Consider the following 13,124-nt stretch of genomic DNA (forward strand, 5'->3'; position numbering starts at 1 on the left):
ACTCCTTCAGGCTTCGGCGCTCGCGGGATCGACCCTGGGCGCGATGATGCGGTCGAAGTGCGGGATGGTCCCGATGAGGGGCCGGGCGTAGTCGCGGAAGGACTCGTCGATGTCGCTGTCGCCCTTGAGGTACTCGGGCGGGAGCAGCTTGGTGTGGGCGGCGACGGTCTCCAGCGGCGTGAGGAAGTAGTCCACGGAGTAGTCCCCGGTGCGGCGGATGGCCACCGAACCGTTCACCTGGCGGTTGAAGGCGAAGTGCACCGCGGTCTCCCCCACGTCCCGGGCCTCGCTGGAATCCGAGTCGGAGATGACGCCCAGGAAGGAGCGCTGGAGGTACCCGAACGTGTCGCACCGCACGCGCTTGATGCCCAGGCGCTGCTTGATGGCGTCGGAGAGCGCGTCGCCCAGGGTGCCGCGGCCGGAGAGCTGCACGTTGCCGAAGGCGTCGAACTCGGACTCGGGCTGCAGGTGCGTGAGCACGGGCCGGTGGTCGGCGCCCACGATGCCCTCGGAGAGCGCCACCACGCAGCGGCCGTAGGCGGAATGGACGCGCTCCACGTCGTCCAGGAAGCGGTCCGTGTCGAAGACCCGCTCGGGCACGTAGATGAGATGCGGCCCGTCCTTGGGGTCGCGCCGGGCCATGACCGAGCTCGCCGTGAGCCAGCCCGCGTGACGCCCCATGACCACGCCCAGGAAGACGCCGGGGATGGCGAAGTTGTCCAGGTCCAGGCACGCGAAGGCCGAGGTCACGAAGCGCGCCGCGGACCCGAAGCCCGGGCAGTGGTCGGTCACCGCCAGGTCGTTGTCGATGGTCTTGGGGATGTGGATGACCCGCAGCTCGTAGTTCACGAGCCTGGCGTAGGTGGCCACGATGCGGCAGGTCTCGGCGGAGTCGTTGCCGCCGATGTAGAAGAAGTACCGCACCCCGTGCTTCTGGAAGACCTCCACCATGCGCGCGCAGTAGGCCTCGTCGGGCTTGACCCGGGTGGAGCCCAGGGCCGAGGAGGGGCTGGCGGCGACCATCTCGAGGTTGTGGGTGGTGGTCTGGGAGAGGTCGAGGAAGTCCTCGTTGATGATGCCGCTCACGCCGAACCGCGCGCCGTAGACGTTGGTGATGTAGCGCCATTTCCGGGCCTCGATCACCAGGCCCACCAGGCTCTGGTTGATGACGGCGGTGGGACCGCCCCCCTGGGCGACCACGGCTTTGCCTTTGAGTTGACGCATGGGCCATCCTTCCGGTAATCGCAAACTGGATAATGATTTAAGGAAGTCTAGGCTGCCTGGAGGGGGCCGCGTCAACGGGCTGGCGGGGGTCGTGACGGAATGCACCCTTGACGCCACGAAAAAAAGGCGAATCATACAGGTATGACGCCGCCGCTTCTCGCCCTCGAGCATCCCAGGGAGCTGTTCCACGACCTCCAGGTGGAGCCCGAGGAGGCCCGGAGCATCCTGCGGCCCCAGAAGGACGACCGCTACGGCTTCGGGTTCGCCCTCAGCCCCTACCGGGGCTGCGAGCACGGTTGCCGCTACTGCTACGTGCGGGACTACCCCCAGGCCCTGCCCGGGGAGAAGGGGAAGCCCGTGGACCGGGCCCTGTGGGGCACCTGGGCCGTGCCCAAGCTGAACGCCCCCGAACTCCTCTGGAACCAGCGTCACCGCCTGCACGGCCAGACGGTGTTCCTCGCCTCCGCCACCGACCCCTACCAGCCCCTGGAGCGGGAGTTCCGCCTCACCCGGGCCTGCCTGGAAGTGCTCCTGAAGTGCCCCACCACCCGCGTGCTGGTGCACACCCGCTCCCCCCTGGTGCTGCAGGACCTGGAACTGCTCAAGGCCTTCGGGCCCCGGGTGCGGGTGGGCTTCTCCATCCCCACGGACGACGACACGGTGCGCCAGGTGGTGGAGCCCCGGTCCCCGCCCATCCCCTCCCGCTGGGCCGCCATGGAGCGCCTGGCCAAGGCCGGGATCGAAGTCAACCTGGCCGTGGCCCCCCTCATGCCCGTGCACAACCCCGAAGCCTTCGCCCGCCGGGCCAAGGACAGCGGGGCCTCCGGGGCCTGGGTGGGCGGCCTGCGCCTGCTCAAGGACGACCCTTTCTATGACGTGCTGGCCCGCAACGACTGGCTGTTCATCCTGGATGGGGACTACGTGGCGCAGGTGGCGGGCGTCCTCCAGGCGACCTTCCCGCGGTCCCGGAGGCGGGAGGCCAAGGAAACCCGGGTCGTGCCGCCGTGCCGCCCCCTCGTCGCCGCCCACCGCAGCCTTTTCGAGAGCATGTGATGTCGGCGCGACGCGGGATCATGGGAGAATGACGGTTCCATGATTACACTCGCCCTCAAATACCGTCCCCGCATTCTTTCCGACCTGGTGGGGCAGGAGGCCAGCGTCCGCGCCCTCGCCAACGCCTTGAAGAAGGCCAAGGCAAGCGGAGGGGCCATCCACCACCAGGCCTTCCTGTTCGCCGGCGTCCGCGGCACCGGGAAGACCTCCACCGCCCGCATCCTGGCCCGCGCCCTCAACTGCATGGAGGGCCCCACCGCCGAGCCCTGCGGCGTCTGCGATTCCTGCAGGGCGTCGGAGCAGCCGGACCAGAACATGGACATCGTGGAGATCGACGCCGCCTCCCGCTCCTCCGTGGAGGACGCCCGGGCCCTGCGCGAGCAGGTTCAGACCCGGCCCGCCTTCTGCCGCTACCGGGTCTACATCATCGACGAAGTGCACATGATGAGCCGCAGCGCCTTTGACGCGCTGCTCAAGATCCTGGAGGAGCCGCCAAGCCACGCCGTCTTCGTCCTGGCCACCACCGAGCTGCAGGACGTGCCCGACACCATCAAGAGCCGCGTGCAGATCTTCCCCTTCCGCCTCATTCCCGTGGCCATGGTGGAAGCCCGCCTGCGGTGGGTGTGCGAGCAGGAGGGGGTCACCTGGGAGGAGGGCTCCCTGCGCCTCCTGGCCGAGGCGGGGCAGGGCTCCATGCGCGACGCCCTCACCACCCTGGACCGGGTCATCTCCGCCGGCGAAGGCCACGTGGGCGAGGCCATGGTCCGCGAACAGCTGGGCATCGTGCCCGCCGTGCGGGTGCAGGCCATGCTGGAGGCGCTGCTGGCGGCCGACAGCGGGGCGGTGCTGGACAACTGCCGGGCCCTCACCGAGCTGGGCACCGACTGGATCAGCTTCTGGCGGGAGCTCATGATGGCCTTCCGGGACCGCATGGAGGCCGACGTGCGCCAGGGGGCCGGCCCCCAGGACCTCCTGCGCTGGGCCCGCATGCTCCAGCTGCTGCTTTCCCGGGAACGGGACCTGCGGGACACCAGCCTGCCCGACGTGGTGGTGGAACTGGCCCTCCTCACCGCCGCGCAGCTGCCCCACCTGGCTCCCCTGGACGCCATGGTGAAGGGCCAGCCCGCCCCCGCCGCCCGCCCCGGCGGCACCAGGCCGCTGCCCGTGACCGGCACGGCCATGGCCGCCGCCCCCATGGCGCCGCCTCCGCCCGTTCGTCCTGCCCCCGGCTCCGGCCAGGCTTCCGTTCAGACGCCCGCTGCCCGGCCCACGCCTCCGGTCCCTCCGTCGCCCGCTCCCGGCACCCGGCCCGCCATGACGGCCGCCCCGACATCCGGGCAGGTTGAGGCACCCTCCGCCGCGCCCTCCCCCAGCGCAGCCCCGGCCCCCGTGAAGGACCCCGGGAACCTCGAGCAGTTGCGCAAGGGCGTGGGCGAGGCCCTCCGCCAGGCCCCCGGCGGGCTTCCCCGCACCCTGGGTTCCCTGCCGCACATGGCCACGGCCCTCACGTTCCAGGACGGCGTCCTCCAGTGGCTCTTCCCTCCCAACGTGCGCAACACGGCCCAGGACCTGGAGCGGGAGCTTTCCAACCCCCACCTCCTGGAGGCCCTGCGCCAGGTCCTGCCGGGCCTCACGCGCACCGCCATCACCTATGAGACCGAGAATCGGGAGCGTCCCGAGGACGTGCTGCGGGCCGATCCCTCCTTCCAGCGCCTGCTGGCCGACACCAGCGGGGAGATCGTGGAGGTGCGCCGGGAGGAGTGATTTTTTCGCGGGAGGGGGAACCGGGTTCCGATACTAAGCATTTATAACGGAACTTCGGAGAAAACCTTCACCATGCGAAACCCAAGATCCTTCCTCCCCGCCATCGGCGCCCTCGTGGCGCTTTCCCCCGCCTGGGGCCAGGTGACCATCGCCCTGGCCACCCAGAAGGGCGTCCCCGTGGGCCCGAACGCGCCGAACCAGGTGCTCTCCAGGCTCACCTGCGGCTTCACGGCGGCCCATGCCGACGGCAGGCCCCGCGCCTGGCACTGGACCCTGGATGAGCCCGACGGGGGCCGCTTCGTCAGCGGCCAGGGCCGGGCCCGCATGGCCTACCAGGCGCCCTTCGTCCTGGCGCCCCGGGTGGTCCATGTGCGGGTCACGGACCCCGCCCGGGGGGAAAGCGCCGTCTACACCCTGAGGGTCCTGCCGCGCGAAGGGGTTCCGCACAAGGTCCAGACGGGGCTGAACACCCTGGCCCAGCCCCAGGTGTTCGGACCCGTCGTGGATGTTCCCACGGTCACGGGGGTGGCGGGGCAGTTGCAGGGTTCCCTGCTGGAAAAGTCCTATCTGGGGAGCCTCATGAAGATCGAGATGGTGGGCGACCCGGATCCCGCCTTGAGGGAACTCCATGGGAAAAGCCTGGCCGTCACGGCGGACCGCCTCTGCCGGATCGATGGGCCCGGGTCCCTCACCCCCATCCGCTTCCGGGGGCAGCTGGCCTCGGGGCTGCCCTCCATGGAGGCCGATGGGTTCCAGGCGTTCCGGTGCGTGGATGTGAGCGTCCGGCCAGCCGGGAGCCCCATCGGCGGCCGGAGGCGGATGGTGGCGGTCCTTACCCGCGTCCATGGAATGGAGGAGGAGACCTATATCTGCGGCCTGGACCCGGACGGGACCGTCTGGCCCATCGCCGGCAGCTCCCAGCCCCTGTTCAGCGGCCCCAGCCTGCCGCCCGAAGGGCCTGGACCGTCCATGCAGTTCTCGCATCTTGCGCGAACGGTCCTGGATTCGGCGGGGAACATCCTGGTCCTGGAGCCCCAGCGGATCCGGAGAATCGACCCGGAGGGGCGGGTGACCCTGCTCGCCGGCGGAGGGGACGGGGTCCTGGCGCCCCAGGATGGCGCCGGGACCAGCGCCCGCTTCGGCTGGATCGCCGGCTCCGCCCTGGACGCCGCCTCGGGCGACCTCTACGTGAGCGACATCAATGCGATCCGCCGGGTCCGGCCGGATGGCGCCGTGACCACCGTCCTGAGCTCCCTGGACGGCAGCCGGTTCGTGACGGCGCCCCCGGCGCCCACCCGGATCGCCGAGGGCGTCCCTTGCCTCGACAACCCGCAGGGGCTCGCCTTCCAGGCGGGGATCCTCTATATTTGCCAGCCTAGGGGGGATCAGATCCTGGCCTTCAACCTCGCGGACCGGACCCTCCACAGGATCCACCAGGGGAATCCCCTGGAATACAACCGCCCGGGTCCCCTGCATGCGTTCGCCCGGCAGAAGGCCCTCAGGGATTGCGCGAACCTCCGGAGACCCTGGCAGATCGCCGTGATGGACCGCCGGGTGCTGGTGGCGGCCGATGCGGGCCTCGCCGGGTACCTGATCGTCCAGTTCGACCTGCCCCACGGGGTGTACGGCGAGGCGGAGCGGGAGCGCAAGGAATAGCCGGACCTGTCCAGGTGATCAGAGCCTTTTCAGGTGGCCTATGGCCGTCTCCAGGTCCCGGCGCATGGCTTCCGGGCTTTCCGCCCGGTAGCTCTGCCCGTGCCCTGGCAGCACCCACCGGAACCGGAAGTCCAGCAGGCGCTCCAGGCTCTTCAGCTGCCGGGGCCAGCTGTGCCAGCAGAAGGACTTCGATGCCGACAGCCTGCCCCGGCGGGGGTTCCACCACAGGTGGTCGCCGGTGAAGAGGAAGGTCTCCCGGTAGAGGAGGCAGACGCTCCCGGCGGTGTGGCCGGGGGTGGGGATGAGGAGCAGGTCGGGGGCCAGGGCCACGGGGTCCTCGCCCTCCACGGGCCACTCCAGGGGAGTCGCCAGGTCGGCGCGGTGCATGACCCGCCGGCAGCCCAGGCGCTCATGGATGAGCGCATGGTCGGCCACGTCGTCCTTGTGGGAGAGGACCATCAGGTCCACCCCGCCCAGGGCCTCCAGGCGCGCCAGGAGGGCGGGGACGGCCCGGGGGGAGTCCATGAGCACGTTCCCGGCTTCCCGGCGGATGAACCAGCTCCAGGCGCCGAAGCTCTTCTCGGAGGTGAAGCCGCAGAAGGACACCTCGTCCTCCACGGGGTCGGGGAAGCCCGCCATGGCCTGGGCCATGCCCTCCTTCTCCGACGTGCCGATGGAGGCGGTGGGGCAGGCCAGGAGGGCCATCAGGGCCCGGTGGCGCTCCGCGGGGTCCCCGGGCTGGCGGTGCACGACGCTGTGCTCCCCCGCGTCCCGGAAGACCGACGGCAGGAAGGTGTAGCAGGTGCCGCAGTCGATGCAGGAACTGTCCACGAACATCGCGCCGGCGGCGTTTTCCTGGAATGCCTTGTTCCGCTGGGCCATGGAGCCTCCCCCGGGGAGCCAGGATACTCCACTCCGGCCGGAGGACGGCTTTGGGGACGTGCGGAAGCGCCTATTGCCAGAGGCTGAAGTCCGCCACCCGCAGGAAGGCCCTGCGAAGGCGGTGCAGCAGCGCGAGGCGCGCGGCCCGGAGGGCGGGATCCTCGCACTTCACCATCACGGCGTTGAAGAAGGCCTCCAGGGGCTCCGCCAGGCCGGCCAGGGCGGCCAGGAGGGACGCGTGGTCCGGATCGCCTTCCAGGCCCGGCAGGGTGGCCGCGAGGACCTTCTCCTCGGGCTCCTGGAGCCGTGCGGCGTCCAGGTCCCCGGGGGTCTCGTCCTTGAGGATGTTGGCGATGCGCTTGGCGCTCTGGCCCAGGCTGAGGAACCGGGGGTCGTCGCCGAAGGCCGCGAGGGCCTCGCAGCGGGCCTTGAGGTCCACCAGGTCGGTCCAGCCCGCGGCCAGCGCCGCGCGGCGCACGGGGCCGGCGTAGCCGGCCTGCTCCAGCTGGTAGGCGACGCGGTCCCGGAAGAAGCTCTCCAGGGCCTCGAGGGTCTCCTGCCTGGGCCGGGTGGCCTTGGCGCCCACCTCGTCCAGGGCGAGGGCCGCGGCGCGAACCGGGTTGAGGTTCCAGCCCTTCTCGAAGAGGATGCGCACGATGCCCTGGCCCGCGCGGCGCAGGGCCAGCGGGTCCTTGGAGCCGGTGGGGATGATGCCGATGGAGAAGCACCCGGCCACCGTGTCCAGCTTGTCGGCCAGGGCCAGCACGCCGCCCAGGTCGGAGGCGGGGATGGGGGCGTCGGCGGAGATGGGCTGGTAGTGCTCCTTCACGGCCTGCCACACCTTGGGGTGGGCATTCTCGCGCTTGAGGTACTCGCCGCCCATGATGCCCTGCAGCTCGGGGAACTCCCCGACCATGAGGGTCACCAGGTCGCACTTGCAGCTCTCGGCCACGAGCCGGCCGTCGGTGCCGTCCAGGCCCAGGGCGCTGGCGATGGCCGAGCTGAGCGCCGCGATGCGCTGGGTCTTGTCGAAGTAGCTGCCCAGCTCCCGCTGGAAGGTGAGGTGCTTGAGCCGCTCCATGCGGTCGCGCAGCGGCGCCTTGCGGTCCTCGGAGAAGAAGAACCGGGCGTCGTAGAGCCGGGCCCGGAGCACCCACTCGTTGCCGCTCTTGATGAAGCCGTCGGGATCGTCGGGGCGGTTGGCGGCGGTGAGGAAGCAGGGCAGCAGCGCGCCCGAGGCGTCCTCCACGCAGAAGGCCTTCTGGTGCTCCTTGAGGGAGACGACCAGCACCTCCTTGGGCAGGTCCAGGAAGTCCACCGGGAACGAGCCCGCCACGATGCGCGGGTACTCCACGATCTCCGCCAGGGTGGACAGCAGCTCCTCGTCGGCCACCACGCGGCCCCCGGCCGCGAGGGCCAGCTCGTCGATCTGCCTGGCCATGCGGTCGCGGCGCTCCTGGAAGCCCACCACGACGCCGGCCTCCTCGAGGACGGCCTCGTAGGCCTTGGGCCAGCCCACGGTCACCTTGCCCGGGTGGTCCATGTGGAAGAGCCGGTGGCCCCAGGTGGAGAATCCGGACTTGACGCCGTCCAGCTCGAAGTGGACCACGTCCTGCCCGTAGAGGGCGACGACGCTGCGGATGGGCCGCACGAACTCGAACTCCGAGGAGCCCCAGCGCATGGCCCGGGGCACGTGGAGGCCCGCGACGAGGCGGGGCAGGACCTCGGCGAGCAGGTCCATGGTGGGCCGGCCCCGCTTGACCAGGGTGACGACCGCCACGGGCTCCTTCTTGCCCGCGGGCTGCTCGAACTTCACCTCGCCGAAGTCCACGCCCCACTTCTCGGCGAACTTCAGGCCGGTCTGGGAGGGCCGGCCCTCGGCGTCCACGCACATGCGCTGGGGCGGGCCCACCTGCACCTCGCTCTGGTCGGGCTGCAGCTCGGGCAGCTCGAGCACGCGCCAGGCCAGCTTGCGGGGCGAATAGAAGCGCTCTACGGGCAGTTCGACCTTCAGGTTCTCCTTGATCCAGGCCTGGAGCCCGTCGGCGAACTCGGTGGAGAGGGGGGAGAGGAAGCGCGCGGGGATCTCCTCGCAGTGGATTTCCAGAAGGAGCTCTCTCATGCCTTCACCTCCGTCCCGGCCGCTTCATGTGCGGCGAAGGCCCTCGCGCAGGCGCAGGTGAGGTCCCGCACCCGCTTGATGAGGCCGGCGCGCTCGGTGGTGGACACCGCGCCCCGGGCGTTCAGGACGTTGAAGGTGTGGCTCATCTTGAGGGCCTGCTCGTAGCCCGAGAGGAAGTGGCCGTGGCCGTCCAGGAGCCTCCAGGCCTCCTTCTCGTAGGCCTCGAAGGTCTTCCAGTGCAGGTCCAGGTCGGCGTGCTCGAAGCTGTAGGCGGAGAGCTCGAACTCCTCCCGCTGGCGCACGGCGCCGTAGGACACCGGGAAGGTGCCGTCGTCGGTCTTCACGTTGCCCCAGGTGATGTCGTAGATGTTGTCCAGCCCGCCCAGGAACATGCAGATGCGCTCGATGCCGTAGGTGATCTCGGCCGACACGGGCCGGCAGTCCATGCCGCCCACCTGCTGGAAGTAGGTGAACTGGGTGATCTCCATGCCGTCGAGCATCACCTGCCAGCCCACGCCCCAGGCGCCCAGGGTCGGGGCCTCCCAGTTGTCCTCCTCGAAGCGCAGGTCGTGCTTGCGCAGGTCCACGCCCATGGCCTCGAGGCTCTCGATGTAGAGGTCCTGCACCCGCGCCGGGGAGGGCTTGAGGAGCACCTGCATCTGCAGGTGCTTGTAGAGGCGGAAGGGGTTCTCGCCGTAGCGGCCGTCGCTGGGGCGGCGTGAGGGCTCCACGTACGCCACGTTCCAGGGCTTGGCGCCCAGGGCGCCGAAGAAGGTGAGGGGGTTCATCGTGCCGGCGCCCTTCTCGAGGTCGTAGGGCTGGCCGATGAGGCACCCCCGGTCGGCCCAGAAGCGCTGCAGTCGGAGGATCAGTTCTTGGATGTGCATGGGAATCCGCAGAAAACCTGGATTTTACCCTGGATCCGGCGATCCGTCAGGGGCGAATGTCCCCCGGGCCCGGGGAGGTTGTGCCCTAGGTCCTTGCTTCCTGGGAAGGCCTAAGTAGAATCAACGTTTTCATTGGGATGACCATGACCCGCAAAATCGCTCTCATCGCCATCGGCGGCAACGCGCTCCTGCAGGAGAAGCAGCTCGGAGTCCAGGAGGAGCAGCTGGAGAACGCGAGGCAGACCGCGGAGATGTTCGGCAACGTCATCAAGGCCGGCTACGCCCTCTGCGTGGTGCACGGCAACGGTCCCCAGGTGGGCAACATCCTCATCCAGCAGGAGGAGGCCGCCAACCGCATCCCCCCCTACACCCTCGACATCTGCGACGCCATGACGCAGGGCTCCATGGGCTACATGATCGAGCGCATGCTCATCAACCGCCTGGGCTTCCTGAACCTCCAGGTGCCCGTGACCACCATCCTCACCGAGGTGGTGGTGGACAAGGACGACCCCGGGTTCCAGAACCCCACCAAGCCCGTGGGCCCCTTCTACCGTGAGCACCGCGCCAAGGAGCTGCAGGCCCAGAAGCGCTGGCACATGAAGGAGGACTCCGGACGCGGGTGGCGCAAGGTGGTCCCCAGCCCCAAGCCCGTGGAGATCGTCCAGCTGGAGGCCGTCAAGCTCCTGCTGGAGGCCGGCCACTGCGTCATCGCCGGGGGCGGGGGCGGCATCCCGGTCATCCGCGACGCCTCGGGGTACCTGGTGGGCGTGGAGGCCGTCATCGACAAGGACCGCCTCTCCTCCCTGCTGGCCGAAAAGCTCAAGGCCGACACCTACGTCATCCTCACCGGCGTGCCCAAGGTCGCCCTGGACTTCGGCAAGCCCACGCAGCGCTGGGTGGACCGGCTCACGGCCACCGAGGCCGCCAAGCACTTGGCGGATGGCCAGTTCCCCGCCGGCTCCATGGGACCCAAGATCGAATCCGCCCTGGCCTTCCTGGCCTCCGGCGGCCACGAGGTGCTGATCACCAGCCCCGAGGCCCTGGAGCGGGAGGACTACGCCAAGGTCGGCACCCGCATCGTGAGGGACTAGGACCGTGCGTCTCCCGGTCCTCGCCGCGCTTCCGGCCCTCGTGGCCTACGCCGGGCCCCAGGGCCTGGACCTCCAGGGCATGGACCGCACGAAGGTCCCGGGCGACGACTTCTTCGCCTTCGCCAACGGCGCCTGGCTGCGCGCCGCCGCCATCCCTCCCGACCGCAGCTCCACCGGCGTCGGGACCCAGCTGGCCGAGCTCACGGCCCTGCGCACCGCGGCCATCGTCAAGGCGGCCGTCAAGGCCCGGCCCGGCACCGAGGCCCGCAAGATCGGCGACTTCTACGCCAGCTTCATGGACGAGGCCGCCATCGAGGCGCTGGGCGCGAGGCCCCTCCAGCCCGCCCTGGCCCGCATCCGGGCCGTGGACGGCCCCCGGGCCCTGGCCGGGGCCCTGGGGCGCACCCTGCGCGCCGACGTGGACGTCCTCAACAACTCCGACTACGCCACCCCGAACCTGCTGGGCCTGTGGGTGGCCCAGGACCTGGACGATCCCGCCCGCTATTCGCCCTTCCTCCTCCAGGGGGGCCTGGGCCTTCCGGACCGGGAGTACTACCTGTCGGACTCGGAGGTCATGAAGGGGACCCGGTCCCACTACCTGGCCCACATCGAGACGATGCTGAGGCTGGCCGGGATCGAGGACGCCGCCGCCAGGGCCGCGCGCATCCTGGCCCTGGAGGGGCGCATCGCCCGGATCCACGTGGACAACCTCGACACCGCCGACGTCCAGAAGGGGAACAACCACTGGAAACGGGAGGACTTCGGCACCCGGGCCCCGGGGCTGGACTGGGAGGCCTTCTTCCGGGCCGCGGGGCTGGAAGGGCGCCGGACGTTCGTGGTGTGGCAGCCCCCGGCCCTCATCGGGCTGTCGGCGCTCGTCGCGGCCGAGCCGCTCGATGTCTGGAAGGACTGGCTGGCCTTCCACGCCATCGAGAAGGCCGCCCCCAATCTGTCCCGGGCCTTCGTGGAGGCGTCCTTCGCCTTCCACGGCCGGGTGCTCCAGGGCACGCCGGAGCTGCGCGAACGGTGGAAGCGCGGGGTGGACGCCACCAACGCGGCCCTGGGCGAGGCCGTGGGCAAGCTCTACGTCAGGCGCCACTTCCCCGCCGCCGAGAAGGCCCGGGCGCAGGCCATGGTCAAGAACATCCTGGCCGCCTTCGCGCGCCGCATCGACGCCCTGGAGTGGATGGCCCCCGGGACCAAGGCCAAGGCCAAGGCCAAGCTCGCCGTGCTGAAGGTGGGGGTGGGCTACCCGGACCGCTGGGCGGACTACGCCGGCCTCAAGGTCGTGCCCGGCGACGCCTTCGGCAACGCCGAGCGCGCCGACCTGTTCGAGTACCGCCGGAACCTCGCCAAGCTCGGCAGGCCCGTGGACCGCGGCGAATGGGTCATGACCCCCCAGACCGTCAACGCCGTGAACCTGCCGGCCATGAACGCCCTGAACTTCCCCGCCGCCATCCTCCAGCCGCCCTTCTTCGACCCGGCACGGGCCGAGGCCCTGGACTACGGCGCCACCGGCGCCACCATCGGCCACGAGATCAGCCACAGCTTCGACGACACCGGCGCCCTCTTCGACGCCCGGGGGCGCCTGAGCAACTGGTGGACTCCCGAGGACTTCGCCCACTTCAAGGCTTCCGGGGCGCAGCTGGTCAGGCAGTACGACGCCTACCGCCCCCTTCCCGACCTCGCCGTCAACGGCGCCCTGACCCTCAGCGAGAACATCGCCGACGTGGCCGGCCTCGCGGCCTCGTTCGACGCCTACCACCTGTCCCTGGGCGGCAGGCCCGACCCGGTGCGCCAGGGCTTCACCGGCGACCAGCAGTTCTTCCTGAGCTTCGCCCAGTCCTGGCGGGAGAAGCGGCGCGAGCCGGCCCTGCGCCAGCAGGTCCTCACGGACGGCCACGCGCCGGACGAGTACCGGGCCGATGCGGTGCGCAACCTGGATGACTGGTACCGGGCCTTCGGGGTGAAGGCGGGGCAGAAGCTCTACCTGGAGCCCAAGGACCGGGTCAGGATCTGGTAGCGAACAGGTCCCTCACCGTCATCCGGCTCAGCACGATGAACGTGAACGCGCCCAGGATCGTGCCGTAGGGGATGCCCAGGCAGCAAAGGCCGGCCACCACCTGGCAGAAGGTGCGGGCCTTCCTCCGGTCCAGGTTCCTGGCCACGTAGAACTTGAGGACCGCCAGCGCCGCCGAGAGAAGGAAGAACGCGAAGCCGAAGCAGCCCATGATCCACCCCACGACGGCGGGGGGCGGCGGGCCGCCGTGGCCGGTCTGGGGCAGGTGGGAGAGCACGGTGGAGAGGAGGACCCCGATGGCCACGTAGAGCAGGCCGAAGAGGGAGATGAACGCGCTGATCCCGGCCGAGATCCGCCAGCCCAGGGCCAGCAGGCGCAGGTGCTCGGCGTCGATGATGCCCTGGCGGTCCTCGTCCATGCACAGC

At 70.3% G+C, this 13,124-nt stretch carries 10 protein-coding genes; 5 read left to right on the forward strand and 5 right to left on the reverse strand.

Annotated features, from left to right (window positions below):
• Positions 1-6: 6 nt before the first annotated feature.
• The gene (locus ACZ5MC_RS09465; protein ID WP_306600086.1) at positions 7-1,224 is read right to left on the reverse strand and encodes a 6-phosphofructokinase; all 1,218 of its coding nucleotides are present in this window, start codon (positions 1,222-1,224) and stop codon (positions 7-9) included.
• A 141-nt stretch (positions 1,225-1,365) separates the two neighbouring features.
• On the opposite strand from ACZ5MC_RS09465, the gene ACZ5MC_RS09470 reads away from it, so the two are divergent.
• The 3 genes from ACZ5MC_RS09470 (at position 1,366) to ACZ5MC_RS09480 (ending at position 5,697) form a co-directional block, all read left to right on the forward strand.
• Positions 1,366-2,277: an SPL family radical SAM protein gene (locus tag ACZ5MC_RS09470; RefSeq protein WP_464517612.1), complete on the forward strand. Its 912-nt coding sequence runs from the start codon at positions 1,366-1,368 to the stop codon at positions 2,275-2,277.
• 39 nt (positions 2,278-2,316) lie between these two features.
• Positions 2,317-4,041, forward strand: a complete 1,725-nt coding sequence (gene dnaX / locus ACZ5MC_RS09475) for a DNA polymerase III subunit gamma/tau (RefSeq protein ID WP_464517613.1) — start codon at positions 2,317-2,319, stop codon at positions 4,039-4,041.
• Positions 4,042-4,113: 72 nt separating this feature from the next.
• A complete protein-coding gene (locus ACZ5MC_RS09480) occupies positions 4,114-5,697 on the forward strand; it encodes an NHL repeat-containing protein (RefSeq protein ID WP_464517614.1) in 1,584 nt (527 codons plus the stop codon).
• Between the two features lie 18 nt (positions 5,698-5,715).
• On the opposite strand, the gene ACZ5MC_RS09485 is transcribed toward ACZ5MC_RS09480, so the two are convergent.
• The 3 genes from ACZ5MC_RS09485 to ACZ5MC_RS09495 all read right to left on the reverse strand — a co-directional run bounded on the left by ACZ5MC_RS09485 (position 5,716) and on the right by ACZ5MC_RS09495 (position 9,588).
• On the reverse strand, positions 5,716-6,579 hold the full coding sequence (locus ACZ5MC_RS09485; protein ID WP_464517615.1) for an MBL fold metallo-hydrolase: 864 nt from the start codon (positions 6,577-6,579) through the stop codon (positions 5,716-5,718).
• 70 nt (positions 6,580-6,649) lie between these two features.
• Entirely contained in the window at positions 6,650-8,701 is a 2,052-nt protein-coding gene (glyS, locus tag ACZ5MC_RS09490; protein WP_464517616.1) for a glycine--tRNA ligase subunit beta, read from the reverse strand.
• Positions 8,698-9,588, reverse strand: a complete 891-nt coding sequence (locus ACZ5MC_RS09495; protein ID WP_306600092.1) for a glycine--tRNA ligase subunit alpha — start codon at positions 9,586-9,588, stop codon at positions 8,698-8,700. The genes glyS and ACZ5MC_RS09495 overlap by 4 nt, the downstream gene beginning before the upstream one ends.
• Before the next feature lie 143 nt (positions 9,589-9,731).
• Here ACZ5MC_RS09495 and arcC point away from each other — a divergent pair, with 143 nt between their 5' ends.
• The gene (gene arcC / locus ACZ5MC_RS09500) at positions 9,732-10,679 is read left to right on the forward strand and encodes a carbamate kinase (protein WP_306600093.1); all 948 of its coding nucleotides are present in this window, start codon (positions 9,732-9,734) and stop codon (positions 10,677-10,679) included.
• 4 nt (positions 10,680-10,683) lie between these two features.
• Positions 10,684-12,702: a M13 family metallopeptidase gene (locus ACZ5MC_RS09505; RefSeq protein ID WP_464517617.1), complete on the forward strand. Its 2,019-nt coding sequence runs from the start codon at positions 10,684-10,686 to the stop codon at positions 12,700-12,702.
• Here ACZ5MC_RS09505 and ACZ5MC_RS09510 read toward each other — a convergent pair.
• Positions 12,689-13,117, reverse strand: a complete 429-nt coding sequence (locus ACZ5MC_RS09510) for a hypothetical protein (protein ID WP_306600095.1) — start codon at positions 13,115-13,117, stop codon at positions 12,689-12,691. The two genes, ACZ5MC_RS09505 and ACZ5MC_RS09510, sit on opposite strands and share 14 nt — an antisense overlap.
• Positions 13,118-13,124 lie beyond the last annotated feature (7 nt).

The organism is Mesoterricola sp. JemC181, assembly GCF_055384585.1.

Bases quoted from the DNA above. Each gene is read 5' to 3' on its own strand.
- ACZ5MC_RS09485 (WP_464517615.1), bottom strand. From the start codon at position 6,579: ATGGCCCAGCGGAACAAGGCATTCCAGGAAAACGCCGCCGGCGCGATG.
- ACZ5MC_RS09480 (WP_464517614.1), top strand. From the start codon at position 4,114: ATGCGAAACCCAAGATCCTTCCTCCCCGCCATCGGCGCCCTCGTGGCG.
- ACZ5MC_RS09510 (WP_306600095.1), bottom strand. From the start codon at position 13,117: ATGGACGAGGACCGCCAGGGCATCATCGACGCCGAGCACCTGCGCCTG.
- dnaX (WP_464517613.1), top strand. From the start codon at position 2,317: ATGATTACACTCGCCCTCAAATACCGTCCCCGCATTCTTTCCGACCTG.
- ACZ5MC_RS09470 (WP_464517612.1), top strand. From the start codon at position 1,366: ATGACGCCGCCGCTTCTCGCCCTCGAGCATCCCAGGGAGCTGTTCCAC.
- ACZ5MC_RS09465 (WP_306600086.1), bottom strand. From the start codon at position 1,224: ATGCGTCAACTCAAAGGCAAAGCCGTGGTCGCCCAGGGGGGCGGTCCC.
- glyS (WP_464517616.1), bottom strand. From the start codon at position 8,701: ATGAGAGAGCTCCTTCTGGAAATCCACTGCGAGGAGATCCCCGCGCGC.
- arcC (WP_306600093.1), top strand. From the start codon at position 9,732: ATGACCCGCAAAATCGCTCTCATCGCCATCGGCGGCAACGCGCTCCTG.
- ACZ5MC_RS09495 (WP_306600092.1), bottom strand. From the start codon at position 9,588: ATGCACATCCAAGAACTGATCCTCCGACTGCAGCGCTTCTGGGCCGAC.